22 protein-coding genes and 1 tRNA gene are annotated in these 26338 nt (G+C 68.2%); 13 read left to right on the forward strand and 10 right to left on the reverse strand.

Features of this window, described 5'->3' with window-relative positions:
- Positions 1–101: 101 nt before the first annotated feature.
- Positions 102–2636, reverse strand: coding sequence for an MMPL family transporter (locus tag E3T61_RS04045; protein WP_134639620.1), 2535 nt, complete (start codon positions 2634–2636; stop codon positions 102–104).
- Between the two features lie 96 nt (positions 2637–2732).
- A complete protein-coding gene (locus tag E3T61_RS04050) occupies positions 2733–3374 on the reverse strand; it encodes a TetR/AcrR family transcriptional regulator (RefSeq protein ID WP_134639621.1) in 642 nt (213 codons plus the stop codon).
- Positions 3375–3500: 126 nt separating this feature from the next.
- Between E3T61_RS04050 and E3T61_RS04055 the strand changes: the two genes are divergently transcribed.
- The 9 genes from E3T61_RS04055 (at position 3501) to E3T61_RS04095 (ending at position 13541) form a co-directional block, all read left to right on the forward strand.
- The gene (locus E3T61_RS04055) at positions 3501–4862 is read left to right on the forward strand and encodes a sensor histidine kinase (protein ID WP_134639622.1); all 1362 of its coding nucleotides are present in this window, start codon (positions 3501–3503) and stop codon (positions 4860–4862) included.
- Entirely contained in the window at positions 4859–5551 is a 693-nt protein-coding gene (locus E3T61_RS04060) for a response regulator (RefSeq protein ID WP_134639623.1), read from the forward strand. The genes E3T61_RS04055 and E3T61_RS04060 overlap by 4 nt, the downstream gene beginning before the upstream one ends.
- Before the next feature lie 131 nt (positions 5552–5682).
- Positions 5683–7185 (forward strand): HNH endonuclease signature motif containing protein, encoded by a 1503-nt coding sequence (locus E3T61_RS22235; protein WP_134639624.1) that lies wholly within the window; start codon positions 5683–5685, stop codon positions 7183–7185.
- Between the two features lie 113 nt (positions 7186–7298).
- Positions 7299–7805, forward strand: coding sequence for a universal stress protein (locus tag E3T61_RS04070; protein WP_134639625.1), 507 nt, complete (start codon positions 7299–7301; stop codon positions 7803–7805).
- 139 nt (positions 7806–7944) lie between these two features.
- Positions 7945–8829, forward strand: a complete 885-nt coding sequence (locus E3T61_RS04075; protein WP_134639626.1) for an ABC transporter ATP-binding protein — start codon at positions 7945–7947, stop codon at positions 8827–8829.
- A gap of 50 nt (positions 8830–8879) precedes the next feature.
- Positions 8880–9968 (forward strand): ABC transporter permease, encoded by a 1089-nt coding sequence (locus tag E3T61_RS04080; protein ID WP_134639867.1) that lies wholly within the window; start codon positions 8880–8882, stop codon positions 9966–9968.
- A gap of 112 nt (positions 9969–10080) precedes the next feature.
- Positions 10081–11151, forward strand: a complete 1071-nt coding sequence (locus tag E3T61_RS04085) for a threonine aldolase family protein (protein ID WP_134639627.1) — start codon at positions 10081–10083, stop codon at positions 11149–11151.
- Positions 11148–12842 carry a long-chain-fatty-acid--CoA ligase gene (locus E3T61_RS04090; RefSeq protein WP_134639628.1) on the forward strand — a complete coding sequence of 565 codons (1695 nt, stop codon included), beginning with the start codon at positions 11148–11150 and terminating at the stop codon, positions 12840–12842. Before E3T61_RS04085 ends, E3T61_RS04090 begins: the two co-directional genes overlap by 4 nt.
- Before the next feature lie 123 nt (positions 12843–12965).
- Positions 12966–13541 (forward strand): nitroreductase family protein, encoded by a 576-nt coding sequence (locus E3T61_RS04095; RefSeq protein WP_134639629.1) that lies wholly within the window; start codon positions 12966–12968, stop codon positions 13539–13541.
- 67 nt (positions 13542–13608) lie between these two features.
- On the opposite strand, the gene E3T61_RS04100 is transcribed toward E3T61_RS04095, so the two are convergent.
- The 5 genes from E3T61_RS04100 to E3T61_RS04120 all read right to left on the reverse strand — a co-directional run bounded on the left by E3T61_RS04100 (position 13609) and on the right by E3T61_RS04120 (position 19412).
- The gene (locus E3T61_RS04100) at positions 13609–14658 is read right to left on the reverse strand and encodes a zinc-dependent alcohol dehydrogenase family protein (RefSeq protein WP_134639630.1); all 1050 of its coding nucleotides are present in this window, start codon (positions 14656–14658) and stop codon (positions 13609–13611) included.
- Between the two features lie 108 nt (positions 14659–14766).
- A complete protein-coding gene (locus E3T61_RS04105) occupies positions 14767–15279 on the reverse strand; it encodes a hypothetical protein (RefSeq protein ID WP_134639631.1) in 513 nt (170 codons plus the stop codon).
- Positions 15280–15325: 46 nt separating this feature from the next.
- Positions 15326–15399 (reverse strand) — tRNA-Met (locus E3T61_RS04110).
- A gap of 103 nt (positions 15400–15502) precedes the next feature.
- Positions 15503–17134: a sensor histidine kinase gene (locus tag E3T61_RS04115; RefSeq protein WP_134639632.1), complete on the reverse strand. Its 1632-nt coding sequence runs from the start codon at positions 17132–17134 to the stop codon at positions 15503–15505.
- A gap of 115 nt (positions 17135–17249) precedes the next feature.
- Complete coding sequence (locus E3T61_RS04120) at positions 17250–19412, reverse strand: ATP-dependent Clp protease ATP-binding subunit (protein WP_134639633.1); 2163 nt, start codon at positions 19410–19412, stop codon at positions 17250–17252.
- Between the two features lie 245 nt (positions 19413–19657).
- Here E3T61_RS04120 and E3T61_RS04125 point away from each other — a divergent pair, with 245 nt between their 5' ends.
- Positions 19658–20443 (forward strand): MIP/aquaporin family protein, encoded by a 786-nt coding sequence (locus E3T61_RS04125; RefSeq protein ID WP_134639634.1) that lies wholly within the window; start codon positions 19658–19660, stop codon positions 20441–20443.
- A gap of 41 nt (positions 20444–20484) precedes the next feature.
- Here the strand turns inward: E3T61_RS04125 and E3T61_RS04130 are convergent, their stop codons facing one another.
- Together E3T61_RS04130 and E3T61_RS04135 are read right to left on the reverse strand one after the other, a co-directional pair.
- The gene (locus E3T61_RS04130; protein WP_166793138.1) at positions 20485–21135 is read right to left on the reverse strand and encodes an alpha/beta hydrolase; all 651 of its coding nucleotides are present in this window, start codon (positions 21133–21135) and stop codon (positions 20485–20487) included.
- Positions 21132–22046: a VOC family protein gene (locus tag E3T61_RS04135; RefSeq protein ID WP_134639636.1), complete on the reverse strand. Its 915-nt coding sequence runs from the start codon at positions 22044–22046 to the stop codon at positions 21132–21134. The genes E3T61_RS04130 and E3T61_RS04135 overlap by 4 nt, the downstream gene beginning before the upstream one ends.
- 159 nt (positions 22047–22205) lie before the next feature.
- Between E3T61_RS04135 and E3T61_RS04140 the strand changes: the two genes are divergently transcribed.
- Complete coding sequence (locus tag E3T61_RS04140) at positions 22206–22958, forward strand: SDR family NAD(P)-dependent oxidoreductase (RefSeq protein ID WP_134639637.1); 753 nt, start codon at positions 22206–22208, stop codon at positions 22956–22958.
- A gap of 108 nt (positions 22959–23066) precedes the next feature.
- Here E3T61_RS04140 and E3T61_RS04145 read toward each other — a convergent pair whose 3' ends face one another.
- Entirely contained in the window at positions 23067–23543 is a 477-nt protein-coding gene (locus E3T61_RS04145; RefSeq protein WP_134639638.1) for a MaoC family dehydratase, read from the reverse strand.
- Positions 23544–23771: 228 nt separating this feature from the next.
- Here E3T61_RS04145 and E3T61_RS04150 point away from each other — a divergent pair, with 228 nt between their 5' ends.
- The gene (locus E3T61_RS04150) at positions 23772–25130 is read left to right on the forward strand and encodes an MFS transporter (protein WP_134639639.1); all 1359 of its coding nucleotides are present in this window, start codon (positions 23772–23774) and stop codon (positions 25128–25130) included.
- A gap of 40 nt (positions 25131–25170) precedes the next feature.
- Positions 25171–26322, forward strand: coding sequence for a beta-galactosidase BglB (gene bglB / locus E3T61_RS04155; protein WP_134639640.1), 1152 nt, complete (start codon positions 25171–25173; stop codon positions 26320–26322).
- The last annotated feature ends 16 nt before the right edge of the window (positions 26323–26338 follow it).

Below are 26338 nucleotides of genomic sequence, written 5' to 3' on the forward strand. Positions count from 1 at the left end.
TGCCACCCGCATAGCGGCGCCTGACCCGCACAACGACGACGCGGCCCAGTCCTGGAGAGGACTGGGCCGCGTAGGGTCAGCGTGGGCTGCGGTCTCGCCGGCTAGCTCCGCGGCGCCGCCACGGTCTCCTGCTCGGGCTCGTCCACCGGGTGCACCGGGTGGGTGCGCTCGAGGGACGCCCCCTCCACGTCCACGTTGGGCAGAATGCGGTCCAGCCACTTCGGCAGCCACCACGCCGCGTCACCGAGAAGGTGCATCACGGCGGGGATGATGAGCAACCGAACGACGAACGCATCCAGCAGCACGCCGATTGCCAGGCCGAAGCCGATCGACTGGATCATCACCGAGTTCGAGAACACGAAGCCGGAGAACACCGAAGCCATGATCAGCGCGGCAGCGATGACGACGGTGCGTCCGGCGTGGAAACCACGCTGCACAGCCAGCCGCGCCGGTGCGCCGTGCGCGTACGCTTCACGCATCCCGCTGACCAGGAACAGCTGGTAGTCCATGGCCAGCCCGAACAGCACACCGACCACCAGGATCGGCAGGAAGCTCAGGATGGGCCCCGGATCGTGGATGCCGAACAGGAAGCCGAGCCAGCCCCACTGGAAGACCGCCGTGATGGCGCCGAAGGAGGCGAACAGCGACAGCACGAAGCCCAGCGTGGCGGTGACCGGCACCAGGATCGAGCGGAACACGAAGATCAGGATGATCAACGAGAGTCCCACGACCACGAGCAGGTACAGCGGCAAGGCGTCGGCGAGCTTTTCGCTCACATCGATGTTGCCGGATGCGTTGCCCGCGACGCCGAGGGAGCTGACGCCGTCGATGTCGAGGCCCCGCAGGTCGCGCACGAGTTGTTCGGTCGACTCGCTGGTCGGCCCCTCCGCGGGGATGACCTGGAAGGCCAGCAGCAAGTCGTCGTCGGACGCTCCGATCGGCGCGACCGCGACGACGTCGTTCTCCGCCTTGAGCGCGGTTCCGATGCGTACCTGTTCGGCGATGAGGTCGTCGTCGGTTATGGCGGTGTCGAGGTCGGCGACCACGAGTAGCGGGCCGTTGATGCCGGCGCCGAACTTGTCGTCGACGAGCTTGTAGGCCCGGTACGCGCTCGAGTCGAGCGGCTCGGACGAGCCGGCGGGCAGGCCCAGCCGCATCGACAGCGCCGGGATCGCCACGATCAGCAGCACGACGATGCCCGCGATCACGGTGACGACGGCGCGCACCGTGTTCATCGGCTTGTCGGGCGCCACGACCTTCGCGTGCGGGGTGCCGATGTGCGCGCGGGCCTTCTTGGTGAGGATCTTGGTGCCGACCAGGCCCAGCAGAGCCGGTGTCAGGGTGATCGCGATGAGGATCGCGACGAAGACGCAGACGGCGCCGACGGTACCCATCAGCCCGAGGAACGGGATGCCGGTGAGGTTGAGGGCGAGCAGCGCGATGAGCACCGTGGCGCCGGCGAACACGACGGCGTTACCCGAGGTGCCGTTGGCCAACCCGATCGACTCCTGCATCGGCACGCCGTTCCGCAGCTGGGTGCGGTGTCGGTTGAGGATGAACAGTGAGTAGTCGATGCCGACCGCGAGGCCCAGCATCACACCCAGGACCGGGGTGACGGAGAGCATCTCGACGGAGCCGGACAGGGCGAGCGATGCGAGCACGCCGACGCCCACGCCGACGAGCGCGTTGATCAGGGGGAGTCCTGCACCGATCAAGGTGCCGAGCATGACGAACAGCACGACGGCCGCGATGATCACGCCGCCGATCTCGCCCGGGCCGAGGATCTCGGGAATGCTCGCGGCGATGTCGTTGGAGACCTCGGCCGTGACGCCGTCGATGCCGGCGTTGTCCATCTCCCCGACGATCGCCTCCTTCGACTCGGCGGGCACCTGGTTGAGCGAGGTGTCGAACTGCAGGCTCGCGACGGCGGTCGTCTCGTCAACCGAGACCTGGCGGATGCCCGCTGCCAGGTCGAGCAGGTCGGAGCCCTGCTCGAGCGTGACGCTCTGGGCCTCGAGTTCGGTGCGACTCGCATCCAGGGTGGCCTGCTGCGCGGCGATCGCCGCGGCGCCCGCGTCGATCTGGGCTTGCTGCGCGTCGAGGGTCGGCTGGGCGGCTTCAAGCTGCCCGGCGGCCTCGGCCTGGCCGCGGGCGGCGTCGAGCTGCGCCTGACCGGCCGTGAGCTGTGCCGTGGCCGCATCGATCTGAGCCTGACCGGCGTCGATCTGGGCGGTGCCGTCGGTGATCTGTGCGCGGCCGTCCACGATCTTCTGGGCCTGGTCGTCGATCTGAGCCTGGGTGTCGAAGGGGTTCGTGCTCGACTTCACGTTGTCGAGCCCGACGGTGTCGGTGAGCAGGTCGCCGATCGCGGTCTTCTGCTCGGCCGTGAACGCCGAGTCGTCGGTGGTGGTGAAAACGACGGTCCCCCGACCGCCGCTGGCAGCCGGGAACTTCTCGGCGAGCTCGTCGCTGACGGCCTGAGTGGCAGTACCGGGGATACTCACGGCGGAGGTGAGCGTGCCGCCGAACAGCGCGAACGCACCGCCGGCGAGGCCGAGAATGACCACCCAGGCCACGATGATCAGCCAGGCTCGGCGGGCGGAGAACCGGCCGAGTCGGTAAAGGAGGGATGCCATAGTCCTAGAGGTTCTTTCTTGATGTCGGGTTACTGATGGTGTCTCGCATCACGTCATCGGGAAGAGAGTTGGTGGTGGGGCAGGGAAAGGACGAGGTCAGGCCGCGGTGTAGCCGGCGCGAACCGAGGTGATGAGGCGGTCGAGCAGGTCGTCCCACACGGCCCGGGAGCGCTCATCGAGCGCGCCCTGCGTGCGGGTGATCCAGTGGCCGGAGACCACGGCGACGCCGTTCATCAACGAGCTGACCAGGACCGCCACCTCGAACTCGTCGATCGCGGGGTTGCCGGCGGCAATTTCGATGGACAGCTGCTCGGTTGCCCGCGTGAAGACATCGCCGAGGGCGTGCGGCGAGCGTCCGGTTTCGCAATCGGCGTCGAGCACCCCCCAGAGGTAGGCGACCACGGTGGGCAGGTCCATGGCTCGCACGGCGGAGGTGATCTTGTTGAAGAGTGCGACGAGGCTTCCGTCTCCCGAGGGAGTCGCCTGCGTCGCCGCCCGGAATTCGTCGACGACGGAACTGAGCAACCGTGTGCAGGTTGTCATGATCACGTCGTCCAGCGAGCCGAAGTGGTTGAACACGGTGCGCCTGGAGACATCCGCACGCTCGGCGAGCTCGTCGACGCTGAATTGCGGCCTGCCGCGCTCGCGAATGAGCGAGTCGGCGGCATCCAGGATCGCCTCGCGGTGACGCGCCTTGAGTTCGGCGCGGCGATCGGGGGCAAGGTTCACGGATATCACGTCATTACACTAAGTGCAACGACGCACGAAGTGCAAGCCAAATTTGTCCGGAGTTCGTGCGGGCCTTCGCCCCCGCTCCAGCGCGGAGCTGAGGCACCCACTCGCGGGCGGCGCTAGCGTGGTGACATGAGTACCGACGTCCACACCTTCAGGTCCGCCGACCCGCTGGCCGACGGATGGCTCCGGCCGCGCGGTCCCCGCTCCGGCTACCGGGTGGATGCCTGGGTGGCGCTGGCGCTGGCCGGCGGGACCGCGCTGAGCCTCACCCTCACCCGCAGTGCCGGCATCATGGACGACTCGCCCGTGTGGCTCGCTGTTTCGTGGGTGGCTCTGATCGCCCTGCCGCTGGCGGCTAGGCGGCGTTTCCCCGAAATCGTGGCGCTGACGGTAGCGGTCGTTTTCGGCGTCTTCGGGTCGATCGGCCTCACGGATGCCCTCTTCTCGAGCATCTGCCTCTACGTGGCCATCTACTCGGTGGGAGCGTGGAGCCACCACCGAACGGTGGCCAGGTGGTCCCGGTTGGGCATCATCACGGGCATGTTCATCTGGCTGTTCTGGACCTTGATCGAACAGGCCAACCAGGCCACCACCATTCCCGAGTTGTCCAGGGAGGGCTTCTTCTCGCCCTACGCTGCCTACGGTCTGCTCCAGGTGCTGATCAACCTGGTCTACTTCTGGGCCGCGTATTACTTCGGTGACGCCGCATGGCATGCCGCCCGGCGCTCCGCGGCGCTCGAGGCACGCACCCAAGAACTCGCCGAGGAACGCGAACGCACCGCCGCGCAGGCCGTGACCCTGGAGCGGTTGCGCATCGCCAGGGAACTGCACGATGTGGTCGCCCACCACGTATCGGTGATGGGCGTGCAAGCCGGCGCGGCACGACGCATCCTGGACCGCGACCCGGACGGCGCCGGCCGAGCGATCGCGGTGATCGAAGAGAGTGCCCGCACCGCTGTGGACGAGCTGCGCACGATGCTCGGCGCCCTCCGCGCCGACGACACCGACTGCGACGCCGCCCAGCCCGCCCATCAAAGCACCAGCACCCGCGGGGTCGACCAGCTGGCTGAGCTCGCCCAGGAGAACACTGACGCCGGTCTGAAGGTGCGGCATCAGGTGATCGGCGACCCACGCCAGGTGCCCGGCACCATAGGCCTCAGCCTGTACCGCATCGCGCAGGAGGCCCTCACGAACACCCGCAAGCACGCCGGCGCCGGCGCGACAGCCGACCTGCGGCTGCGGTACGAACCGGATGCCGTGGAAGTGGAAATCACCGACACGGGACGGGGATCCGTGCAGGCCGGGGCAGCGGCCGGAGGGCTCGGCCACCAGGGCATGCGCGAGCGCGTCGCCGCGGTCGGCGGCACCCTCGAGCTGGCCAACCGCCCGCGCGGCGGATACCTGGTGCGTGCCCGGGTGCCGCTCGCGGGCGCTTCCGCACCGAGCACCGCCGACGAGCTTCTGTCGACGTCCGAGCGGGCCGCCGAATGAGCGCGCCGATCCGGGTGCTCCTCGTCGACGATCAGGCTCTCGTGCGCGCCGGGTTCCGCATCATCCTGGAGTCCGAGCCGGGCATCCTGGTCGTGGGCGAGGCCGCGGACGGGGCCGCCGCGATCCGTCTGGCGGCCGCCCTGCAACCCGACGTGATCTGCATGGATGTGCAGATGCCGGGTATGGACGGGCTCAGCGCCACCTGCGCGATCGTCGCGGACCCGGCCAGCCGCGCTGCGGTGCTGGTGCTCACCACCTTCGACCGGGAGGACTACCTGTTCTCCGCCCTGCAGCACGGGGCCAGCGGATTCCTCCTCAAGAACGCCACCCCCGAGGCCCTCGTGGAGGCCGTGCAGGTGCTCGCCCGCGGTGATGCGTTGCTCTCGCCCGAGATCACCCGGCGGGTGATCGAACGGTTCGCCCGCGGCGCGCTGCCGTCCGCGCGGGCGCTCCTACCGGAACCCGCCGAGGTGGGCGAACTCACCGACCGGGAACGGGAAGTCTTCGAGCTGATCGCCCTGGGCCTCGCCAACGCCGAGATCGCCGCGCGGCTGTACCTCGGTGAAGCCACGGTGAAGACGCACGTGTCGAAGGTTTTGCAGAAACTCGAACTGCGGGACCGGATCCAGGCCGTTGTGTACGCCTACGAACACGGCATCGTTGTGCCGGGGGCGTCGCACCAGCGCTGACCACGGTTGTGCCGGCGCTCGGCGCACGGCTCTCGGGGCGCACCCCTCCTCCACAGGCGAGTATTCAAGTACTTTCCCACAGGTATCTTCTCGGGCCTAGGACTGCCGGTGGCGGGTGATTCACTGTCCCTATGGCCACCTCAGATGCCACACCCGGAGTAGACCCGATAGCGGCGGCGATCAGTGCGGTGATCGACCCGCTGATCGAGAACGAGAAAGTGATCGCCGCCGGTTATGCGGAGCGCACCCGGCTGCTGGCCGAGCTGGACCGGCTCGGCCACGAGCCGCGGATCATCGCGGGCCTGTGCGGTGACCCGGTCGAGTCCGGCCGGAACGACCCCGACACCGGCGCGCACGGCCCCGCCTGGGACGACGAAGAACTGGCCCGCCGATGCATGGCCGCCGAAGCCGCCGGGGCGTTGCGGGTGAAAGCGAGCACCGCGGGGATCCTGGTGTTCAACGCCGTCCGCCTCACCGACCAACTACCCCAGTTCCACGCCGCGTTGGCTCGCGGCAGCATCACCTGGGGTCACGCACTGAAGATGCTCGATCTCACCGACGGGGTGCCCGAGGAGATCCTGCCCGCGTTCGAAACGAAGGTGCTGCCCGCAGCGGAGAAACTCACCTCCACCCAGTTCGTCCGGGTCGCCGGCCGGATCTTGGAGCGGATGCACCCGGTGCCCTTGCAAACCCGCGCCGACGCCGGCTTCGTCACACGAAGGCTGCTACTGCGGCCCGACGCCGACGGCATGGCGTGGCTGAACGCCTACCTGAAAGCCGAGGACGCCCAGGCGATCTACGACAGGCTCAGCCGCATCGCCGCCACCCTCGACACCGACAGCACCCCAGCACCGGGCGCTGACCCAGCCAGCGCAGACCCAGCCAGCACTGACCCGACCGGCACCGGCCCGACCGGCACCGGCGAGCCGCGCACCAAGGACCAGCGCCGCGCGGACGCCTACCGCGACCTGCTCCTAGACGGCGTCGGACCGGCCGGGCTCGGCCACGGCATCCGCGGCACCGTGCACCTCACCGTCCCCGCACTGACGCTGCTGGGTCGCAGCGACGAACCCGCCATCCTCGAAGGCTACGGCCCGATCGACCCCGAGACCGCCCGCCGCATCGCCGGCACCGCGACCAGCTGGAGTCGTATCCTCACCCACCCCGAGACCGGCTGCCGACTCAGCATGGGCCGCGACCAATACACCCCACCGGCGGACATGCGCCGCTACCTCGACGCCCGCGACCAAACCTGCCAAGGCATCGGCTGCACCCGCCGCGCCACCCTCAGCGAAATCGACCACACCAGGCCCTGGAACACCGGCGGACCCACCGACGTGGACAACCTCGTCCACCTCTGCACACCCTGCCACCGCCTCAAACACCAATCCAGCTTCAGCACCAACCAAGGCCCCGGCGGCACCCTCACCTGGACCACCCCCAGCGGCAGAAAATACACCTCCGCCCCCGCCAACACCGACCCCACCACCTACGACCCAGCCACCCTCGGCACCGCCACCAACGACCCGGCGACCAACACCCCCACCACCTACGACAGCCCGCCGCCCACCCCGATCAACCCGGCACCCTCCCCACCACAGCGAAGCAGCTCCGACGCCCCTCCCCCGTTCTGACCGGTCCTGTCGACGATTCGTCGCCGTTCCACGGGGGCATCCCGGCTAGGGTCGGAGGAAGAGCCCGGCACCTGGGGAACGGCGCCGGAGCCCTTCGTCGCAAAGGAGCAGCCATGGTGCGCACACCCCCGCCCGTCGTCGTCGGTGTCACGCCAGGTCAGCCTGATGCCGTGGTCCTGGCCGCATCGGAATTCGCCGCCCAATTCGACGCCGAGCTCATCTGCGCATCGGTGGACCCGAGCCGTTACATGCTCGAAGAACGGCCCGACGGCAGCATGACCAGCGCATCGTTCGACCCGGACGCCCTCGAAACGGCCGTGGCCGAGTTCGATCCCGGCCTGCGGGCGCAAATCGAACGGGTCCTGCACGGCAGGCCCGTGGTCTGGTCCACCAGAGCCCTCGCGGGCGAGCCCGCCAAGGCACTCGGTCACCTCGCCGGCACGGTGCGCGCCGTCATGATCATCGTCGGATCCCGCGAACCGTCCATGCGGCACACCCTGCGCACATTCTTCATCGGGTCGGTGGCCGTGCGCCTGGCCCACGGACAGCAACGACCGGTGGTCATCATCCCGCTCAACCCGGTGCCGTTCGGCACCGAATTACCCTGGAACGAGGAGTAGACCGGCGACTGGGTAACCCGGCGGCTGCCTCACCCAGTGGCAGTCTCACCCTGTGGGCGGAGGCATCCGCTCACCCCGCAGACGGATGCGGCACCGGCGCCGCATGCCTAGCGTGGACATACGCACAGAAGGGGCAGACATGCTCGAGATCAGGGACATCAACAAGCACTACGGCACCCATCAAGTGCTCACCGATGTGAGCTTCACCGTGGGTGCCGGCCGCATGACCGGTTTCGTCGGGGCCAACGGCGCCGGCAAGACCACGTCGATGCGGATCATCCTGGGCGTGCTCTCGCCCGACTCCGGCAGCGTGCTCCTCCACGGCCGGCCGCTCAGCGACGGCGACCGCCGCCGGTTCGGCTACATGCCGGAGGAACGCGGCCTCTACCCCAAGATGAAGGTCGCCGAACAGCTGGTCTACCTGGCCCGCCTGCACGGCCTCACCACCAGCGCCGCCAAGCGCAACGCGAGCGAGCTACTCGAGCGCCTCGGCCTGGGCGAGCGCGCCAACGACCTCGTCGAGGCGCTGTCGCTGGGCAATCAGCAGCGCGCTCAGATCGCGGCTGCGCTCGTGCACGACCCCGAATTCCTGGTGCTCGACGAACCGTTCTCCGGCCTTGACCCCATCGCCGTCGAGGTCGTGCTCACGGTCCTCAAGGAGCGCGCCGCCGCCGGCGCCCCCGTGCTGTTCTCCTCGCACCAGCTCGACCTGGTCGAACGGCTCTGCGACGACCTCGTGATCATCGCCGCCGGCGAAATCCGCGCCAACGGGTCCCGCGAACGCCTGCGCGACCAGTTCAGCACCCCCAGGTTCGAGATCCACACGGATGCCGACGCCGGCTGGATCCGCGGCGTGACCGGCATCACCGTGATCGACTTCGACGGCGGCGAGGCCGTCTTCGAAGCCGACTCCGACGCCGCCAGCCAGCAGGTTCTCCGCGAGGCCCTCACTCGCGGCGCCGTGCACTCCTTCGGCCACCTCAGGCCGTCCCTCTCCACCATCTTCAAGGAGGTCGTGCAGTGAGCACCGAAACAACGCCGGGCACCCAGACCGGGTCCCAGCCCGACTCGGCCATGGCCACCCACACCGCGCCCAACTTCTGGGCCAGCGTCTGGCTGGTCGCCACCCGGGAGATCGTCTCGCGCCTGCGCAGCAAGGCGTTCCTCATCTCCACCGGCATCCTGCTACTGATCGCGGTCGGCTCCGTCGTCGCCGGCGGCCTGATGAGCGCCAACCCGTCCACCACCCAGGTGGCCGTGGTCGGCTCGGCCGGCGCCGTCGTCGGCGAGTCCCCCGGCCTCACCATGGTCTCCGCCGACAACGTGGCGGCCGCCGAAGAGCTCGTGCGCGACGGCACGGTCGAAGCCGCCGTGATTCCCAGCGACTCGCTCCTCGGCGTCAGTGTGATCGCGCTGGACTCACCGCCGAGCTCGGTCATGAACGCGCTCAGCGTCGCCCCCACCGTCGAGCTGCTCGAGCCGGCCGAACAGGGCGGATTCCTCGTCTACATCGTGGCGCTCGGATTCGGCCTGGTGTTCTTCATGTCGGCACTCACCTTCGGTTCCACCATCGCGCAGAGCGTCGTCGAAGAGAAGCAGACCCGGGTGGTCGAGATCCTGATGTCCGCCATCCCGGTGCGCGCCCTCCTGGCAGGCAAGGTGGTGGGCAACTCCATCATGGCGCTGGGCCAGATCGTGGCTATCACGCTCCTGGTGGGCATCGGCATGGCCGTCACCGGTCAACGGGTGCTGCTGGCCGACCTTGGGCCGGCGATTGGCTGGTTCGCGGTGTTCTTCGCCTTCGGCTTCGTGATGATCGCGGCCCTGTTCGCCGCGACGGCGTCGATGGTGTCCCGTCAGGAAGACGTCGGCTCCACCACCGCACCCGTGACGTACCTGGTGATGATCCCCTATTTCCTGGTGATCTTCTTCAACGACAACCCGGTCGTGATGGCCATCATGTCCTACGTGCCGTTCTCGGCTCCCGTGGGCATGCCGGTGCGCATCTTCCTGGGCTCGGCCGAGTGGTGGGAGCCGGTGCTGGCGCTGGGAATCCTCGCGGTGACCACGGCCGAGGTGATCGTCGTCGGCTCGCGCATCTACCGCAACTCCCTGCTGCGAATGGGCGGCCGCGTCACCATCAAGCAGGCCCTGCGCGGCTGATCGACCCGCGCAAGCGAATCCGGGCCTGACCCGGGGTGCACACACACTATCCGTGCGGCACCCCGGGGCAGACGCACAGATTCGCTACAGCGGTTTACGCCAAGATGGAGGGGTGACCTCCCTCCATGACCTACTCTCCCGCGGCTTCGCATCCGACAACTACTCCGGCATTCACCCGGAGATCCTCGACGCGATCGTGCGGGCCAACGGCGCCCACCAGATCGCCTACGGCGACGACGTCTACACCGCGGAACTCCAGCGGGTCTTCGCGCGGCACTTCGGCGAGGGAGTGGAGGCATACCCGGTGTTCAACGGCACCGGCGCCAACGTCACCGGCCTGCAGTCGATGCTGCCGCGCTGGGGAGCGGTCGTCTGCGCGAGCACCGCGCACATCAACACCGATGAGGGCGGCGCTCCAGAGCGGGTCGGCGGGCTCAAGCTGCTGCCGGTCGAGACCCCCGACGGCAAGCTCACCCCGGCACTGATCGACCAGGAGGCTTGGGGGTGGGGCGACGAGCACCGCGCCCAGCCACTGGTCGTGTCGATCACCCAGACGACCGAGCTGGGCACGCTGTACACCCCGGCCGAGGTGCGCGCCATCGCCGACCACGCGCACGCCAAGGGCATGCTGCTGCACATGGACGGCGCCCGCATCTCCAACGCCGCGGCCGCCCTCGGAGTACCGTTCCGCGAGTTCACCAGCGACGCCGGCGTCGACATGCTCAGCTTCGGCGGCACCAAGAACGGCATGATGCTGGGTGAGTGCATCGTGGTGCTGAACCCCGACGCATCCACCGGCCTGAAGTACCTGCGCAAGATCAACATGCAACTCTCGTCGAAGATGCGGTTCATCTCGGCTCAGCTGATCGCCCTGCTCGACGGCGACCTGTGGCTGCGCAACGCCGACCACGCCAACGCCATGGCCGCACGCCTGCGCGGCGCACTCGAACAGGGCTTGGCGGATGGTTCGGTGACCGGACTCTCCTTCAGCCAGCCCACCCAGGCCAACGCGATCTTCGCCGTGCTGCCCGCCGGCGTCGCCGACAAGGTGCGCGAGTTCTACAGGTTCTACGACTGGAACCCGGCCACCGGCGAGGTGCGCTGGATGTGCGGCTTCGACACGACCACCGACGACGTCGACGACTTCGTCGCCGCCCTGAAGAAGGAACTGATCAGCGCATGAACGTCTTCACGACCAAGCCCTGGTTGAGCTCTTACGCCGCGGGCGTGCCCAACACCATCGCGGACCCGACCGAAACCCTCGTGGACATGATCGAGGGCTCCACCCGGCGGTTCGCCGACAAGGTGGCGTTGGACTTCTTCGGCGGCACCATGACCTACGGCCAGCTGGGCGAGGAGATCTCCCGGGTGGCCAACGGTCTGCGCCGACTGGGCGTCAAGCCCGGCGACCGGGTCGCCCTCGTGCTGCCGAACTGCCCGCAGCACATCGTCGCGTTCTACGCGGTACTGCGCCTCGGCGCGATCGTCGTGGAGCACAACCCGCTGTACACCGAGCGGGAACTCCGCCACCAGTTCGAAGACCACGGCGCGAGCGTCGCCATCGTCTGGGACAAGGTCTACTCCATGGTGCGTGGTTTCCCCCGCGACATGGGCCTGCACACTGTCGTGGCCGTCGACGTCACCCGGTCGATGCCGTTGGCCACCCGGTTGGCGCTGCGGCTGCCGATACCCAAGTCCCGCACCGCCCGGGCCGCCCTCACCGTGGCCCAGCCGCTCAAGGATGCCATCGAGTGGAGCGCCCTGGTGGGCTCCCGCCGGCTGCGCACCGCGCATCCGCGCCCGCTGCTCGGCGACACCGCCGTGCTGCAGTACACCAGCGGCACCACGGGCTCGCCCAAGGGAGCCATCCTCACCCACTTCAACCTGCAGGCCAACGCGCAGCAGAGCGAGGCCTGGGTGCCCGGCCTCGAGCGCGGCAACGAGGTGTTCTACGGCGTCCTGCCGATGTTCCACGCCTACGGCCTCACCCTCTGCCTCACCGTGGCGATGTCGATCGGCGCCCGCCTGGTGCTGTTCCCCAAGTTCGACGAGGGCCTCGTGCTCAACGCCGTCAAGCGCACCCCACCCACCTTCCTGCCCGCGGTCCCGCCGATCTACGACAGGCTCGTCACCGCCGCCGCCAAGGCGAACATCAGCCTGCGCGGCACCAAGTACGCCATCTCCGGGGCGATGAGCCTGCCCTTGGCCACCGTGGAACTGTGGGAGACCGCCACCGGCGGCCTGCTCGTCGAGGGATACGGCATGACCGAATGCTCCCCCATCGCGGTGGGCAACCCGATGGGCCCGAGCCGGCGCCCCGGCACCGTGGGGGTGCCTTTCCCCAGCACCGAGATCCGGGTCGTCGACCCGGCCGACCCGTCGGTGGACCGAGGCTTCGACGAGGAGGGCGAACTGCTCATCCGCGGACCGCAGGTCTTCTCCGGCTACTGGGATCGCCCCACCGAGACCGCTCAGACGCTGCTGCCGGATGGCTGGCTGCGCACCGGAGACATCGTCAAGGTATCGCCGGACGGCTTCGTCACCATCGTGGACCGCATCAAGGAACTGATCATCACCGGCGGGTTCAACGTGTCACCGTCGGAGGTTGAGGCGGCCCTGCTGTCGCACCCCGACGTCGCCGATGCCGCCGTCGTGGGCCTCAAGAGCGAGCACGGCGGCGAGGATGTCGTGGCCGCTGTGGTGCTCACAGCCGGCGCCACCCTGGACGTGGCCGGACTGCGGGAGTACTGCCGCACTCGCATCTCCGCGTACAAGGTGCCCCGCCGCATCGTCGAGGTCGACGACCTGCCCCGCTCGTTGATCGGCAAGGTGCTGCGCCGCAAGGTGCGCGACAACCTCGAAGCGGCCGCCTGAGCAGCACCCCCGTTTCAAATATGTGAATGCATGGAATATCTCGGCGCGCCCAGCGTTGACTCGACTGGGACGATGATGCCCCGCCCCGATATCGGAATCACGCACGAGAGAAAGCCGGGCATCATGACCCTCATCACAGACACCCACAGCCGCGCCGCCGACACCACGGCGCCGATCCTGCCGGCGATGGCCGAGCGGTGGAGCCCCCGAGGCTTCGATCCGATCGCCGTCATCGACGAGGACACCCTCACCACCGTGCTCGAGGCCGCCCGCTGGGCTCCCTCCGGCAACAACAACCAGCCGGCCCGCTTCATCGTGGCCCGCCGCGGCTCGGAGAGCTTCCGCAAGATCCACTCCAACCTGATGGGCTTCAACCAGGCCTGGGCCGACAAGGCGTCGGTGCTGATCCTCAACATCGCCGAGGGTGACAACCCCTGGGCCCAGTACGACCTGGGCCAGGCCGTCGCGCACCTCACCATCCAGGCGCAGCACGAGGGCCTCGCCACCCACCAGCTCGGCGGCATCGACCGCAAGGCCCTGGCCGACGCGTTCCACCTCAAGGCCAACCAGGACGCCGTCACCGTGACCGTGCTCGGTGTGCTCGGCAATGCCGGAGACCTCACCCCGGAGCTTCTCGAGCGCGAGATCGCCCCGCGCACCCGCAAGCCGCTCACCGAGGTCCTGCTCGTCAACGACTGAGCATCCGCGGTCTCGCACAAACGCCCCCTCGCGCGAGCGAGGGGGCGTTCGTCGTTTGCGGTGCGGGCTACGGGCGCAGCAGCACCTTGATCGCGCGGCGTTCGTCCATGGCTGCGTAGGCCTCGGCGACCTCGGTCAAAGGCAGCTGCAGGTCGAAGACCCGGCCGGGGTTGATCGCACCCGACAGCACCTCGGGCAGCAGTTCCTCCACGTAGGCGCGCACGGAGGCGACACCGCCGTTCACGCCGACGTTCCGGCCGAACAGTGCCTTGATCGGCAGTTCCGCGCCGCCGTTCGGCACGCCGACGTAGCCGACCATGCCGCCGGGGCGAGCCGAGCGGATCGCCTGGTCCATCGACTCCTGGGTGCCGACGCATTCGAGCACGCAGTCAGCGCCGACACCGTCGAACATCTCGTGGATGCGGTCAACACCCGCATCTCCCCGCTCCTCGACGATGTCGGTGGCGCCGAACTCGCGGGCCACGGCCTGCCGGTCGGCGTGCCTGGACATGGCCACGATGCGGGATGCACCGAGGCGCTTGGCGGCGATGATCGCGCAGAGGCCCACGGCTCCGTCGCCGACCACCACAACGGTGCTGCCGGTGGTGACGCCGGCCGAGACGGCGGCGTGGTGGCCGGTGCCCATCACGTCGGCCAGGGTGAGAAGGCCCGGAACCTGGGCGTCCGTGGGCTGCACGGGGGTGGCGACAAGGGAGCCGTCGGCGTGCGGAACCCGCACGCGCTCGCCCTGGGCGCCGTCGGCGAAGCCGCCGAGCCTGTCATCGGAGCCCCACCAGCCGCCGTTCAGGCAGGAGGTGCTGACGCCGTTCCGGCAGTTGACGCAGGTGTTGTCGCAGTCGTAGAACGGGGCGATGACGAAGTCGCCCACCTTGATCGTGGTCACGTCCGGGCCGATCTCGTCGACGATGCCGACGAACTCGTGGCCGATCCGGTGCGGTTCGTCGGTGGGGGTCACACCGCGGTACGGCCACAGGTCTGAGCCGCAGACGCAGGCAGCCACGACCCGCACGATGGCGTCGCCGCCGGTGGAGAGGACGGGGTTGGGTACTTCATCGAGTCGGATATCCCGCTCGCCGTAAATCACTGTTGCACGCATCCCAAAAGCCTACGCCGTCTCGCGAACTGTGAGCTTTGCCCCTTAATTTCGTGATTTTTGGGGCTTTTCTCACAGTTCGCGGGCTGGTTGAGAACCCGCGCGGATGCGTCAGTACCAGTCGGTCGAGCTCAGGAGCCGCGCGACGATGACGGGAGAGCCGCCCATGCGGGCTGACATCACCGTGGCCTGGCCCACGGCCCCGCCGATCGAAGAGAACAGCTGCACTCTCAAGTGGCTGAAGATGGAGCCTTCGGTGATGGCGAAGTATCCTCCGTCCCGCGGGTCGAGCGCCGTTTCGTACCTCAGCGGCCAGAGCCGCGCGACCTCGCCGGACACGATGACCGCGCGCTTTTCGAAGAGACCCAGCACCGTCCGGTCCGGGGGAATCGACTTTCGCGGCTGTTCCGGGTCGAACTGACCGAGGATGGTCGGCGAGACGCCCGAGTTCGTTTCGTAGAGGCGAGCGGTTTCCTGGTGCTGGACGTCGAAGGGCGACGGTGCGTCGCTCAACCACTCGCTGTCATAGATGCAGCTGCGCAGCTTCGCGTCGATCTGTGGCAGCACATCCGCGTGCCATTCGTTGCTGTCGGTGAGGGAATAGCTCGGTGGCAGGGCCGTCATCTCTTCAGTCAACAGCACGTCACGGTGGTTCGGGGAACTCACGTCGACGCGACGGCAGGATTCGAACCTGCGAATACCGGAATATGAAACCGGTCCCTTAGTCCACTTGGGTACGCCGCGATGACGTCAACGCTAGGCCGGACCGCCGCCGGGCGGGGCCCAGATGTCGCCGGTTGACGCCATGTAACCGACTGTGTCGGCCCGACCTGGACCGGGCGCTGACCTAGCCGCGAACGCGCAGGGGCAGCCGCACCGTCACCGTGGTGCCCTCGCCCAGCGCGCTGGCGAGCTCGACGGTGCCGGAGTGCGCCGTCACGAAGGACCGCACGATCGCGAGGCCCAGGCCCATCCCGGGGATGGCCAGTTCGGTGGAGTTGCGGGCGCGGAAGAACCTGTCGAAGACCTGACGTTGATCTTCGGCGCTGAGTCCGATGCCGTCGTCGGAGACCCGCAACACCGCATCCGTGCCATCGTGGTCGACGCTGAGGGTGACCGTGCCCTGCGCACGGGAGAACTTGATGGCGTTGGTGAGCAGATTGTCGATGACCTGTTCGATCGCGACCGGGTCGATGTCGGCGCGCACGTCGGTGTCGGCGACGGCGCTGATGGAGACGCCGGCGGCCTTCGCGTGCGGCCGGGCGGTGTCCAGGCTGGAGCGCAGGATCTGGCCGAGATCGGAGTCGACCCGGCGGATCGGCGGCTGGCCATCGGTGGCGCTGAGCAATTGGGCGATCACCGACAGGAGGCGTTCGGCGTTGCGCTCGATCACGCGGATCTCCATGGTGATGCCGAGCTCCTCGGCGTCGATCAGGCCGAGGTAGCCGATGATCGAGGTCAGCGGGGTGCGCAGCTCGTGCGACACCGTGGCAAGGAAGTCGTCCCGCACCGCGATGGCCTCCACCAGCGGGGTGACGTCGGTGGCCACCACGACGGTGCCCAGCGGATACCCGGACTCCCGTTCGACCACCCCGGACGAGGCGATGATGGCGCTCTGGTCGTCATCGCCGCCGACCCAGTACACCCGCCCGGCGACCAGGTCGCCGCGCATAGCCCTGGCGGCGATCTGATCGTCCAGGGCGACCAGGGTGGTACGGTCCACGTCGAACACGAGCGACGCATCCCGGCCGTACGAGCCGGTGGCCGAGTCGGTGCGCACGGCCAGCGCGCGGGCGGCCGCGTTGCTCAGGATCACCTCGCCCTGCGGGTTGTACAGCTCGATGCCGGCATCCACGGTCTCCATCACCGCTTCGAAGGTGGCCTGCCTGTCGGTCGTCTCCAGCAACGCCGCGCGGAGTTCGGCGGACACCATCACCAATTCGCGTTGTTGCGCGCGCAGGGCGTTGGCGGCGACTCGGGCCGTGATGGCGATGAACGCCGTGATGGTGGGCAGCAGCAGCACCGAGCCCCAGCCGGCCGCGTCGGTGGGCCAGACGCCGGCCTGCACCAGCGGGAAGGCGCTCACGAAAAGCGCTCCGATCAGGGCCAGGCCGAGCGCCCACCAGGCGAAGCCGTAGGCCAGCCAGAGCACGGGCAGCACGATGAGCATCCCCACGGCGGGGAAGATGTCGCGCACCCCGTCACGGAGGAACGCGACCACAACCACGTCGAGCAGCGGAACGACGACCAGCCACTGGTGCCCGTGCCGGCGCCAGGGCACGAACATGCTCACCAGGGTGGCCACGACGACCAGGCCGAGACCCACCTGGAAGCCGGTCTCGAGCAGAGTGTCCGGCGCACCGGCGAGGACGAAGCCCAGCAGCACCGCCACCGCGGCCAGGAACGGTAGCTGGGAGTACGGGAACTCCCGGATACTCCGCGGGCTGACCGGCGGGGGTCCCTCGCGTAGCTGCGGCACTCGACGATCCTCACGGTCAGTGAGGCGTCACAGGCTCAGTTGCCGGCCCTCCCCTGAATTCAAGCAGGTCCGCACCACAATGTCCCCCATTGCGGGCACATGTCGCCCGATGGGGTCAGGCGTGCCCGATCGGAGTTGCCGACACTGTCAAGGAGTCACCGTCCTCATCGAGGTCAACCAGAACCGTCTCGCCGTCACGGATGGTGCCGCCGAGCAGCGCCGTGGCCAACCTGTCGTCGATCTCGGTCTGCATCAGCCGCCGCAACGGCCGGGCCCCGTAGATCGGGTCGTAGCCGCGCTCGGCGAGCCAGGCGCGGGCATCCGGCGTCACCGCCAGCTCGAGCCGGCGTTCGCCCAGCCGGCGCTGCAGCCGGTCGACGTAGAGCTCAACGATCTGCGCGAGGTCGTCGGTGGACAGCGCCGAGAACACCACGATGTCGTCGAGCCGGTTGACGAACTCGGGTTTGAACGCCTGCCGCACCATCTGCTGCACGGCCGCCTCCTTCTCCTCCCAGCTGAGGGTGGGGTCCACCAGGTACTGCGAGCCGAGGTTGGAGGTGAGCACCAGGATGGTGTTGCGGAAGTCGACCGTACGGCCCTGCCCATCGGTGAGCCGGCCATCGTCGAGCACCTGCAGCAGCACGTCGAACACCTCGGGGTGCGCCTTCTCCACCTCGTCGAAGAGGATCACCGAATAGGGCCGGCGGCGCACGGCCTCGGTGAGCTGGCCGCCCTGTTCGTAGCCGATGTAGCCGGGAGGGGCGCCGACGAGGCGGGAGACGGAGAACTTCTCGCCGTACTCGCTCATGTCGATGCGCACCATGGCCTTCTCGTCGTCGAAGAGGAACTCGGCCAGCGCCTTGGCGAGCTCGGTCTTGCCCACGCCGGTGGGGCCGAGGAAGAGGAACGAACCGGTGGGCCGGTCGGGGTCGGAGATACCGGCGCGGCTGCGGCGCACGGCGTCGGCCACGGCGCGCACGGCCTGCTTCTGGCCGATCAGCCGGTGGCCCAGCTCGCCCTCGAGGTTCAGCAGCTTCTCAGTCTCCCCCTGCAGTAGCCGGCCCACCGGGATGCCGGTCCACGCGGCGACGACGGCGGCGATGTCCTCGGCGGTGACCTGGTCGCCCACCATCCGGGCACCCTCCTGCTCGGTCTGCTCGGCCTCGGCGAGTTCGCGCTGGATCACCGGGATGTCGCCGTAGAGCAGCTTCGAGGCCTTCTCCAGGTCACCACGGCGTTCGGCCACCTCGGCCTGGCTGCGGGCGCTGTCCAAGCGCTTGCGCAGGTCGCCGACCCGGTTCAACGAGGACCGTTCCTTGTCCCAGCGGGCCTGCAGCTCACCGAGTCTCTCCTGGCGTTCGGCGAGGTCGGCGCGCAGTTTCTCCAGCCGCGCCTTGGAGGCGTCGTCCTTCTCTTTCTTCAGGGCCAGTTCCTCGAGCTTGAGCCGGTCGACGCTGCGGCGCAGTTCGTCGATCTCCACCGGTGAGGAGTCGATCTCCATCCGCAGCCGGCTGGCGGCCTCGTCAATGAGGTCGATGGCCTTGTCGGGCAGTTGCCGGGCGGTGATGTATCGGTTCGACAGCGCGGCCGCGGCAACGAGCGCGGCATCCGCGATAGAGACCTTGTGGTGCGCTTCGTAGCGTTCCTTGAGCCCGCGGAGGATGGCGACGGTGTCTTCGACGGTGGGTTCGTCCACGAGCACGGGCTGGAAGCGGCGCTCGAGCGCGGCATCCTTCTCGATGAACTCGCGATACTCGTTGAGGGTGGTGGCGCCGATCAGGCGCAGCTCGCCGCGGGCGAGCATGGGCTTGAGCATGTTGGATGCGGCGACGGAGCCTTCGCCGCCGCCGGCGCCCATCAGGGTGTGCAGTTCGTCGACGAAGGTGATGATCTGGCCGTCGGCGTCGTTGATCTCCTTGAGCACGGCCTTGAGGCGTTCCTCGAACTCGCCGCGGTACTTGGCTCCGGCCACGAGTGCGGCCAGGTCGAGGGCCACAAGCTGCTTGTCCTTGAGCGAGTCGGCCACGTCGCCGGCCACGATGCGCTGGGCCAGGCCCTCCACCACGGCGGTCTTGCCCACGCCGGGTTCGCCGATGAGGACCGGATTATTCTTGGTGCGCCGGGTGAGCACCTGGCTGATCCGGCGGATCTCCGCGTCACGCCCGATCACGGGGTCGAGCTTGCCGCTCTTGGCGATCTCGGTGAGGTTCACGCCGTATTGTTCCAGCGCGGTCTTCTGCTTTTCGTCGGTTCCGGGGGCACCCTGCATGTTGGCCATCAAAAACATCCTTCGCAAATACTTGAGTGGACTCGACTCAAGTTTAGACGTAGGAGGGCAGATGCGCTACCGGCTGCCTGGCAGCAGCCGGATGCTGTGGCCAGTTCAGTTGACCTCGTCACCCTAACCGGATGATGCGCGTGCGCTAGCGCCAAGCTGGAATGAAGGTCCAGCGAGGCGTGCCATCCTCGATTTTTGTCACGGGGTGCGACACATCGACGGCGACAAGGGCAGGGAGAAAACAGATGACCGCCACGACCGACGGACGGGGGAAGCCAGACGGCATCCTCGACCGCATCCAGAACTTCTCGGACCCGAAACAGGAATGGCGCCGGTTGTTCTCCGAGTTGTACGGCACGTTCCTGCTCGTCATCGTCGCGGCCGGTGGCGGCATGATGAGCCAGGCCTTTCCCGGAGTCATCAGCCGGCAGGCTGCCGTCGTGGCGCCGGGACTCATGGTGCTCGGCGTCATCCTCTTCATGGGCAAGGTGTCGGGTGCCCACCTGAATCCCGCCGTCAGCATCGCTTTCGCGTTGCGCGGTGACTTCCCGTGGCGCCGCGTTCCGGGCTACATCCTCGTGCAGCTCATCGGCGCAACGCTGGCCAGCTTGGTCCTGGCGGCAATCATCGGGGTGTCATCGAGCTACGGGTCGAACTACCCGGCCACCGATTACTCGGCCGGTGCGGCGTTCTGGATGGAGGCCCTGCTGACCCTGGGCCTCGTCAGCGTAATCCTCGGCACAGCCTCCGGCGCGCAGAACGTGGGGCTCTTCGGCGCGTTCGGTGTCGGCGCCTACATCGCCCTGGCCGGGCTGTGGGGCAGCCCCATCTCGGGAACCTCGATGAACCCCGCCCGCACGTTCGGCCCCGACCTCGTCAGCGGTAACTTCACCGACTACTGGGTCTACGCTGCCGGCCCCATCGTCGGCGCCGTCGTCGCCGTCGGCGCAGCCTTCGTGCTGCGGGGCCGCGGTGGCGGGAAGTCCGGTTCGGGGGCTGCCCAGGGCGCTCTTTTCACTGAAGTGAGGTAAAGCCGACGGACCCGGGGCTAATCCGTGACCGTCAGGCCACGTCACGCAGGGATGGTACTCACACCGACGTGCTGGGTGAGGAATTCACGCACGTCACCGAGCTCGGCATCGTTGATCCCGTGCGCGAGGCCCGGGTAGACCCGTTCCACGAGAGTGGCGTGCTGCGGCAGGTAGGCACTGGTGCGGGTGATCGCGGGCTCGCCGATCACCTTGTCCAGGGCGCCGCGACCCCAGAAGACGGGCGGGCGGCTGCCTGCGAGGGCCTCGTCGCCGGGCTGCGCCGCGCCCAGCACGAAGCCGCCGAGCACGACGGGGGCCAGCACCCGATCAGGCCGGGTGCGCAGCAGCTGGCTGACCATCAGGCCGCCCTGTGAAAAGCCGATCGGCACAACGAGGGTGCCGGCGGCCAGGTGCGTGTCGATCCAGGCCCAGATCGTCTCGGTGGCCGCGGCGACCGGTTCGACTCCGGGGTTTCCGGGGGTGGTGATCGGGAACCACGCCGCGCCGCCGTTGCCAAGCTCGACCGGTGCGCGCAGGGATGCCCACGGCAACGTGAGGCCCAGCGCCGGCATGAGGCCGGTCAGGTCGTGCTCGTTGGAGCCGTACCCGTGCAAGAGGATGACCACGGCGGGTGCCGCGGTGGTGCCGGCCGGCCAGTCACGGGAGCGCACGTCCCGCAGCGGCTGGCTCATCGGGCGATCAGTTCGTCGGTGGAGAGGTCGGGCAGCGAGACGGTGACCTGGGTGCCCCATGGGTCGGTGACCGAGACCGAGCGCCCGTCTCCGGCGAACGGAATCGACCGGGCCGTCAGGCGCGCGGTGAGGGCCTGCAGGTCTGCGGCCGCGGGCACCGTGACGGCTACATCGCCGAGCCCGAGGCTTGCCGCGCGGGGGCCGGAGCCACGGCTGTTCCAGGTGTTCATGGCGATGTGGTGGTGGTAGCCGCCGGCCGAGGCGAAGAGCGCGCCCGGGTAGTTGCCCTGGGTCGCCTCGAATCCGAGCGCGTCGACGTAGAAGGCGCGAGCGGTCGGGATGTCACCGACCTGCAGGTGCACATGACCGACCGCGCCGGGCAAGGCGGGGCCGGCATCCAGGATCATCTGGTCGAGGTGGCTCTGCAGGTAGGCGTTGGGGTCGAGGTACTCTGTGGCCATCCGGATCTGCTCACCGTCGTGGATCCAGGTGCTGCGGTCACGGTCGGTGTACAGCTCGACACCGTTGCCCTCCGGGTCGGTGAAGTAGAACGCCTCGCTCACCAAGTGGTCGCTGGAGCCGATGAAGCGGCTGCGCGGGTCCTGCGCGGCGCGGTAGACCGTGGCCGCGAGGCTGCCGGGGGTCTCGAAGAGGAACGCGGTGTGGAACAGGCCGGCCTGACGCGGGTCGACGCCGGGCAGGTCGGGGGTGTGGATCAGCCGGACGAGCGGCGTCGTGCCGCGGCCGAGCACGCGGTGCACTTCGCGGGCACGGCTCTGCTCCTCGAGGGGCTCCATCGCGAACGCGCCGGAGTAGTAGTCCGACATGGTCTCGAGGTCGCCGACCCGCAGGGTCACGGCGCCCATCGACGTGTCGGCATTGAGGATCTGCTCGGCGGATGTGTCGCTCATGACTGCCTCCCGGTAGTGCGATTAATTGCTTGTAGCTACAACCTTACAGCATGTGCACGCGCCTCGGTCCCTGCCGGTCGCGGAATAGCCCGAGTGCCCAGGTCGTTTACCTATGCGTACGCATGAATTTCAAAGCAGAACAGTAAGGAAGTGCTCCTCATGACCAGGTTCAACAACAAGGTAGCGATCGTCACCGGCGGCGGAAGCGGCATCGGCGCGGAGATCTCCCGTGAGCTCGCCGCCGAGGGCGCCTCCGTGGTGGTCACCGACATCAAGATCGAGGCCGCCCAGAGCGTTGTCGATGAGATCGTCGCCGCCGGCGGCCACGCCGCCGCCTTCAGCCAGAACACCGCCAAGTGGGAGGACTCCGAAGCGGTCGTGGCCTTCGCCCAGAAGACCTTCGGCGCCCTGCACCTGGCCGTGAACAACGCCGGCATCGGTGCCGCGCCCCAGAAGATCGGCGACTACGACATCGCCGCATGGGACCGCGTTCGCGCCGTGGACCTGGACGGGGTCTTCTACGGCCTGAAGTTCCAGCTGCCCGCCATCGTCGCCGCCGGTGGCGGCGCCGTGGTCAACATGGCCAGCGTGCTCGGCTCGGTCGGCATCGCTGAGAACGCCGCGTACGTCACCAGCAAGCACGCCCTGATCGGCCTCACCAAGGTCGCCGCCCTCGAATACACGGCGGATGGCGTGCGCACGAACGCCGTCGGACCCGGCTTCATCGACACCCCGCTGGTGCGCTCGAGCCTCTCCCCCGAGGCGCTGACCGCGCTCGAGAGCCAGCACGCGTCCCGCCGCCTCGGCACCGACAAGGAGGTCGCCGCGCTCACCCTGTTCCTGCTCAGCGACGCGGCCTCCTTCATCTCGGGCAGCTACCACCTCGTCGACGGCGGTTACTCCGCCCAGTAGTCGGCTCCATATCGCGGTGCGCCCGCACGATCTCGTCGAGGCGATAGACCCGACCTGACGGCGCCCGGGCGCGGCCGGCCGCGACGGCGTCGGCTTCCAACCGGGCGTTCAGTCCGTTCCGCGGCGCAGAATCAGGTTCATCATCACCTGGGACATCACGAGCTCACCGGCCTGATTGCTCAGCTCGATCTGGGTGCGCACGAGGCCCCGGTCCGGCTTAGACCCTGAGACGCGAGCGGACAGCACGGTGAACCGGGCCGAGAGGACGTCGCCGGGGCGCACCGGACGGTGCCAGCGGAGTTCGTCCACGCCCGGAGAGCCCAGGCTGGTGCGCTCGTTGAGGTAGTTGTCCACCATGATCCGCATCATCAGGGCCGTGGTGTGCCAACCGCTGGCGATGAGACCGCCGAACGGTCCGGCGAGCGCGGCGACCGGATCCATGTGCATCAGGTGGGGGTCGAACGTGGCGGCGAAGGCCACGATGCTCTCGCTGCTGATCCGCATCGCGCCGCACTCCACCACGACACCGGGTCGGTAGTCCTCGAAATAGCGGTCGATCAGGGGCACGGCCAAGAAATCATCCATAGGAGTACCACTGTAGGCACCGGACCGGGTCTGGATGCTCACGGCGTTTCTGGCGATTGTTCCGCCCGGCGGACCTTCGTTCCGAAAAATGCGTCCTGGAGTCACTTTTAGTGCTAGCGTCACTATGAAACGATTCAAAAGGGAATTGTTTAGCAGTTTCGATCACGACCGTACGTCCCCACGGGACAGGTTCGGTCCCTCGCCATTGGCGCCGAAGGAGATCTGTACATGAGCACGACAACAGCCGGGGAAGTCCGTCCCGAAGCCAGCATCGGGAAGCGCGACCCGAAGAAGGCCGCGATGAGCGGGTGGATCGGCAGCGCACTCGAGTACTACGATTTCGCGCTGTACTCGCAGGCCGCTGCCCTGGTCTTCCCCACTGTCTTCTTCCCGTCGGGAAACGCGACAGTCGCCATCATCGCCTCCCTCGCGACGTACGCGGTGGGCTACGTCTCCCGCCCGATCGGGGCCATCGTCCTCGGCGCGTGGGGAGACCGGCACGGCCGCAAGAACGTGCTCACCTTCGCGATGTTACTGATGGGCTGCGCGACCTTCCTCGTCGGGCTGCTGCCCACGTTCGGCCAGATCGGTATTCTCGCGCCCATCCTGCTGGTGGCGCTCCGCCTCATCCAGGGCTTTGCGGTCGCCGGCGAGCTCGGTGGCGCCAGCGCCATGATCGTCGAGCACTCGCCGGACTCCCGACGCGGTTTCTTCGCCAGCTTCAGCCTGCAGGGCACCCAGTTCGGCTCCATCCTGGCCACCGGCCTGATGCTCCCCCTCGCCGCGATCCTCAGCGACGAGCAGTTCCAGACCTGGGGCTGGCGCATCCCGTTCCTGCTCAGTGCCCTCGTCATCCTGGCCGGCTGGATCATCCGCCGCCGGGTGCAGGAGCCCCCGGTCTTCCTCGCCCAGTCCGACGCCGCCATGGCCAAGCGCCGGCTCCCCATCGTCGAGCTCGTGCAGACCCACCTCTGGGTCCTGATCCGCTGCATCCTGATGACCCTGACCAACGTCATCGGCATGGCGACCCTCGTCTTCGGCGTGGCCTTCGCCACCCAGGAGGGTTATGGCAACGGCTTCACCACGAGCGAGTTCCTCTGGGTCACCCTGGTGGCCAACGTCGTCGCAATCGTCACCATCCCGATCTTCGGCGCCCTGTCCGACAAGATCGGCCGGCGCACGCTGATGCTGATCGGCGGGATCGGCGGTGGCCTCCTCGCGGGGGTCTACCTCTGGGCGATCGAACAGGGCAGCCTGGCGCTGGTCTTCGTGTGCGTCATCGTCATCCAGGGCGTCTTCTTCCAGATGTGGAACGCGACGTTCGCGACCTTCTACCAGGAGCAGTTCCCGATGCGCATCCGGGTCACCGGCTTCGCGGTCGCCCAGAACGTCGGCCTGATGATCGCTGCCTTCTTCCCGAGCATCTTCACCGCGATCGCGCCTCCAGGAACGACGAACATCCCGCTGGTGATCGGATCGTTGGCGTTCGGCATCTGCCTCGTTGCTGCCGTCGCCGCGTTCCTGTCCGATGAGACCAAGGGCACCTCGCTCGAAGACCTGGAAACCAAGTCGATCAAGCTCCCCTGACCATCAGCGCCGATCCAACTGCACCACGAACGGATACCCCATGACGATCGCTCCCCAGAAGACCTGGCCGGTGAAGCACAGTGCGCTACTGCGGGCACCCCAGCGGCTCATCTCCCGCGAGGGTATCGATGACCTGGTTCACCGATTGTGCGACAACCTGGTCAACATCAGCGACGAGACCGGGGAGTTCCTGCTCCGTCTGGACGACGGCAGGGTCATCGACACCAAGGGCTGGGCGGGGTGGGAGTGGACCCATGGGATCGGCCTGTACGGCATCTGGCAGTACTACAACCAGACCGGCGAGCCGGGGATGCTGGACATCGTCGACTCCTGGTTCGGCGCGCGGCTGGCCGAGGGCACCACCAAGAACGTCAACACCATGTCGCCGCTGCTGACCCTCGCCTACCGGTACGAGGAGACGGGCGACCGCACCCTCCTGCCGTGGCTGGATTCCTGGGCAGAGTGGGCGATGCGGTCGATGCCGCGCACCCCGCACGGCGGCATGCAGCACATCACCCTGGCCGAGGAGAACCACCACCAGCTCTGGGACGACACCCTGATGATGACCGTCCTGCCGCTGGCCAAGATCGGCATGCTGCTGGGCCGGCCGCAGTACGTCCAGGAGGCGACATTCCAGTTCCTCACCCACGTCGCCTACCTCATGGACCGCGACACCGGACTCTGGTTCCACGGCTGGTCGTTCGACGGCGAGCAGAACTTCGCCCGGGCGCGCTGGGCGCGGGGCAACTCGTGGCTGACCATGGTGATCCCCGACTTCATCGAGCTGCTTGACCTGCCCGAGTCCGACCCGGTGCGCCGGTTCCTGACCGAGGTCCTGCGGGCCCAGGTCGCCGCCCTTGCCAGGCTGCAGGACGACTCCGGGTTGTGGCACACGCTGTTGGACGACCCGTCGTCCTACCTCGAAGCGTCGGCCACGGCGGGATTCGCCTACGGGATCCTCAAGGCGGTGCGCAAGGGCTACCTCGACGCCGGGTACGCCGCCACGGCCGAGAAAGCTGTGCGGGCGATCATCGCCAACGTCTCCGCTGATGGCGAGCTGCTGCAGGTCTCGTTTGGCACCGGCATGGGGTCGAGCCTCGACTTCTACCGGGAGATCCCCTGCACCTCGATGCCGTACGGGCAGGCGATGGCCATCCTGTGCCTTGCCGAGTACCGGCGCACCTATTACTGATGACACCACCGAAGGA

It is taken from the genome of Cryobacterium lactosi, from assembly GCF_004403945.1.
GTDB classification, from domain to species: domain Bacteria; phylum Actinomycetota; class Actinomycetes; order Actinomycetales; family Microbacteriaceae; genus Cryobacterium; species Cryobacterium lactosi.

What these genes read in the sequence shown, in the direction of transcription:
- E3T61_RS04045 (WP_134639620.1), bottom strand. Translation starts at nt 2,636, where the DNA reads ATGGCATCCCTCCTTTACCGACTCGGCCGGTTCTCCGCCCGCCGAGCC.
- E3T61_RS04055 (WP_134639622.1), top strand. Translation starts at nt 3,501, where the DNA reads ATGAGTACCGACGTCCACACCTTCAGGTCCGCCGACCCGCTGGCCGAC.
- E3T61_RS04060 (WP_134639623.1), top strand. Translation starts at nt 4,859, where the DNA reads ATGAGCGCGCCGATCCGGGTGCTCCTCGTCGACGATCAGGCTCTCGTG.
- E3T61_RS22235 (WP_134639624.1), top strand. Translation starts at nt 5,683, where the DNA reads ATGGCCACCTCAGATGCCACACCCGGAGTAGACCCGATAGCGGCGGCG.
- E3T61_RS04070 (WP_134639625.1), top strand. Translation starts at nt 7,299, where the DNA reads ATGGTGCGCACACCCCCGCCCGTCGTCGTCGGTGTCACGCCAGGTCAG.
- E3T61_RS04075 (WP_134639626.1), top strand. Translation starts at nt 7,945, where the DNA reads ATGCTCGAGATCAGGGACATCAACAAGCACTACGGCACCCATCAAGTG.
- E3T61_RS04080 (WP_134639867.1), top strand. Translation starts at nt 8,880, where the DNA reads ATGGCCACCCACACCGCGCCCAACTTCTGGGCCAGCGTCTGGCTGGTC.
- E3T61_RS04090 (WP_134639628.1), top strand. Translation starts at nt 11,148, where the DNA reads ATGAACGTCTTCACGACCAAGCCCTGGTTGAGCTCTTACGCCGCGGGC.
- E3T61_RS04095 (WP_134639629.1), top strand. Translation starts at nt 12,966, where the DNA reads ATGACCCTCATCACAGACACCCACAGCCGCGCCGCCGACACCACGGCG.
- E3T61_RS04100 (WP_134639630.1), bottom strand. Translation starts at nt 14,658, where the DNA reads ATGCGTGCAACAGTGATTTACGGCGAGCGGGATATCCGACTCGATGAA.
- E3T61_RS04105 (WP_134639631.1), bottom strand. Translation starts at nt 15,279, where the DNA reads ATGACGGCCCTGCCACCGAGCTATTCCCTCACCGACAGCAACGAATGG.
- E3T61_RS04120 (WP_134639633.1), bottom strand. Translation starts at nt 19,412, where the DNA reads ATGGCCAACATGCAGGGTGCCCCCGGAACCGACGAAAAGCAGAAGACC.
- E3T61_RS04125 (WP_134639634.1), top strand. Translation starts at nt 19,658, where the DNA reads ATGACCGCCACGACCGACGGACGGGGGAAGCCAGACGGCATCCTCGAC.
- E3T61_RS04130 (WP_166793138.1), bottom strand. Translation starts at nt 21,135, where the DNA reads ATGAGCCAGCCGCTGCGGGACGTGCGCTCCCGTGACTGGCCGGCCGGC.
- E3T61_RS04135 (WP_134639636.1), bottom strand. Translation starts at nt 22,046, where the DNA reads ATGAGCGACACATCCGCCGAGCAGATCCTCAATGCCGACACGTCGATG.
- E3T61_RS04140 (WP_134639637.1), top strand. Translation starts at nt 22,206, where the DNA reads ATGACCAGGTTCAACAACAAGGTAGCGATCGTCACCGGCGGCGGAAGC.
- E3T61_RS04145 (WP_134639638.1), bottom strand. Translation starts at nt 23,543, where the DNA reads ATGGATGATTTCTTGGCCGTGCCCCTGATCGACCGCTATTTCGAGGAC.
- E3T61_RS04150 (WP_134639639.1), top strand. Translation starts at nt 23,772, where the DNA reads ATGAGCACGACAACAGCCGGGGAAGTCCGTCCCGAAGCCAGCATCGGG.
- bglB (WP_134639640.1), top strand. Translation starts at nt 25,171, where the DNA reads ATGACGATCGCTCCCCAGAAGACCTGGCCGGTGAAGCACAGTGCGCTA.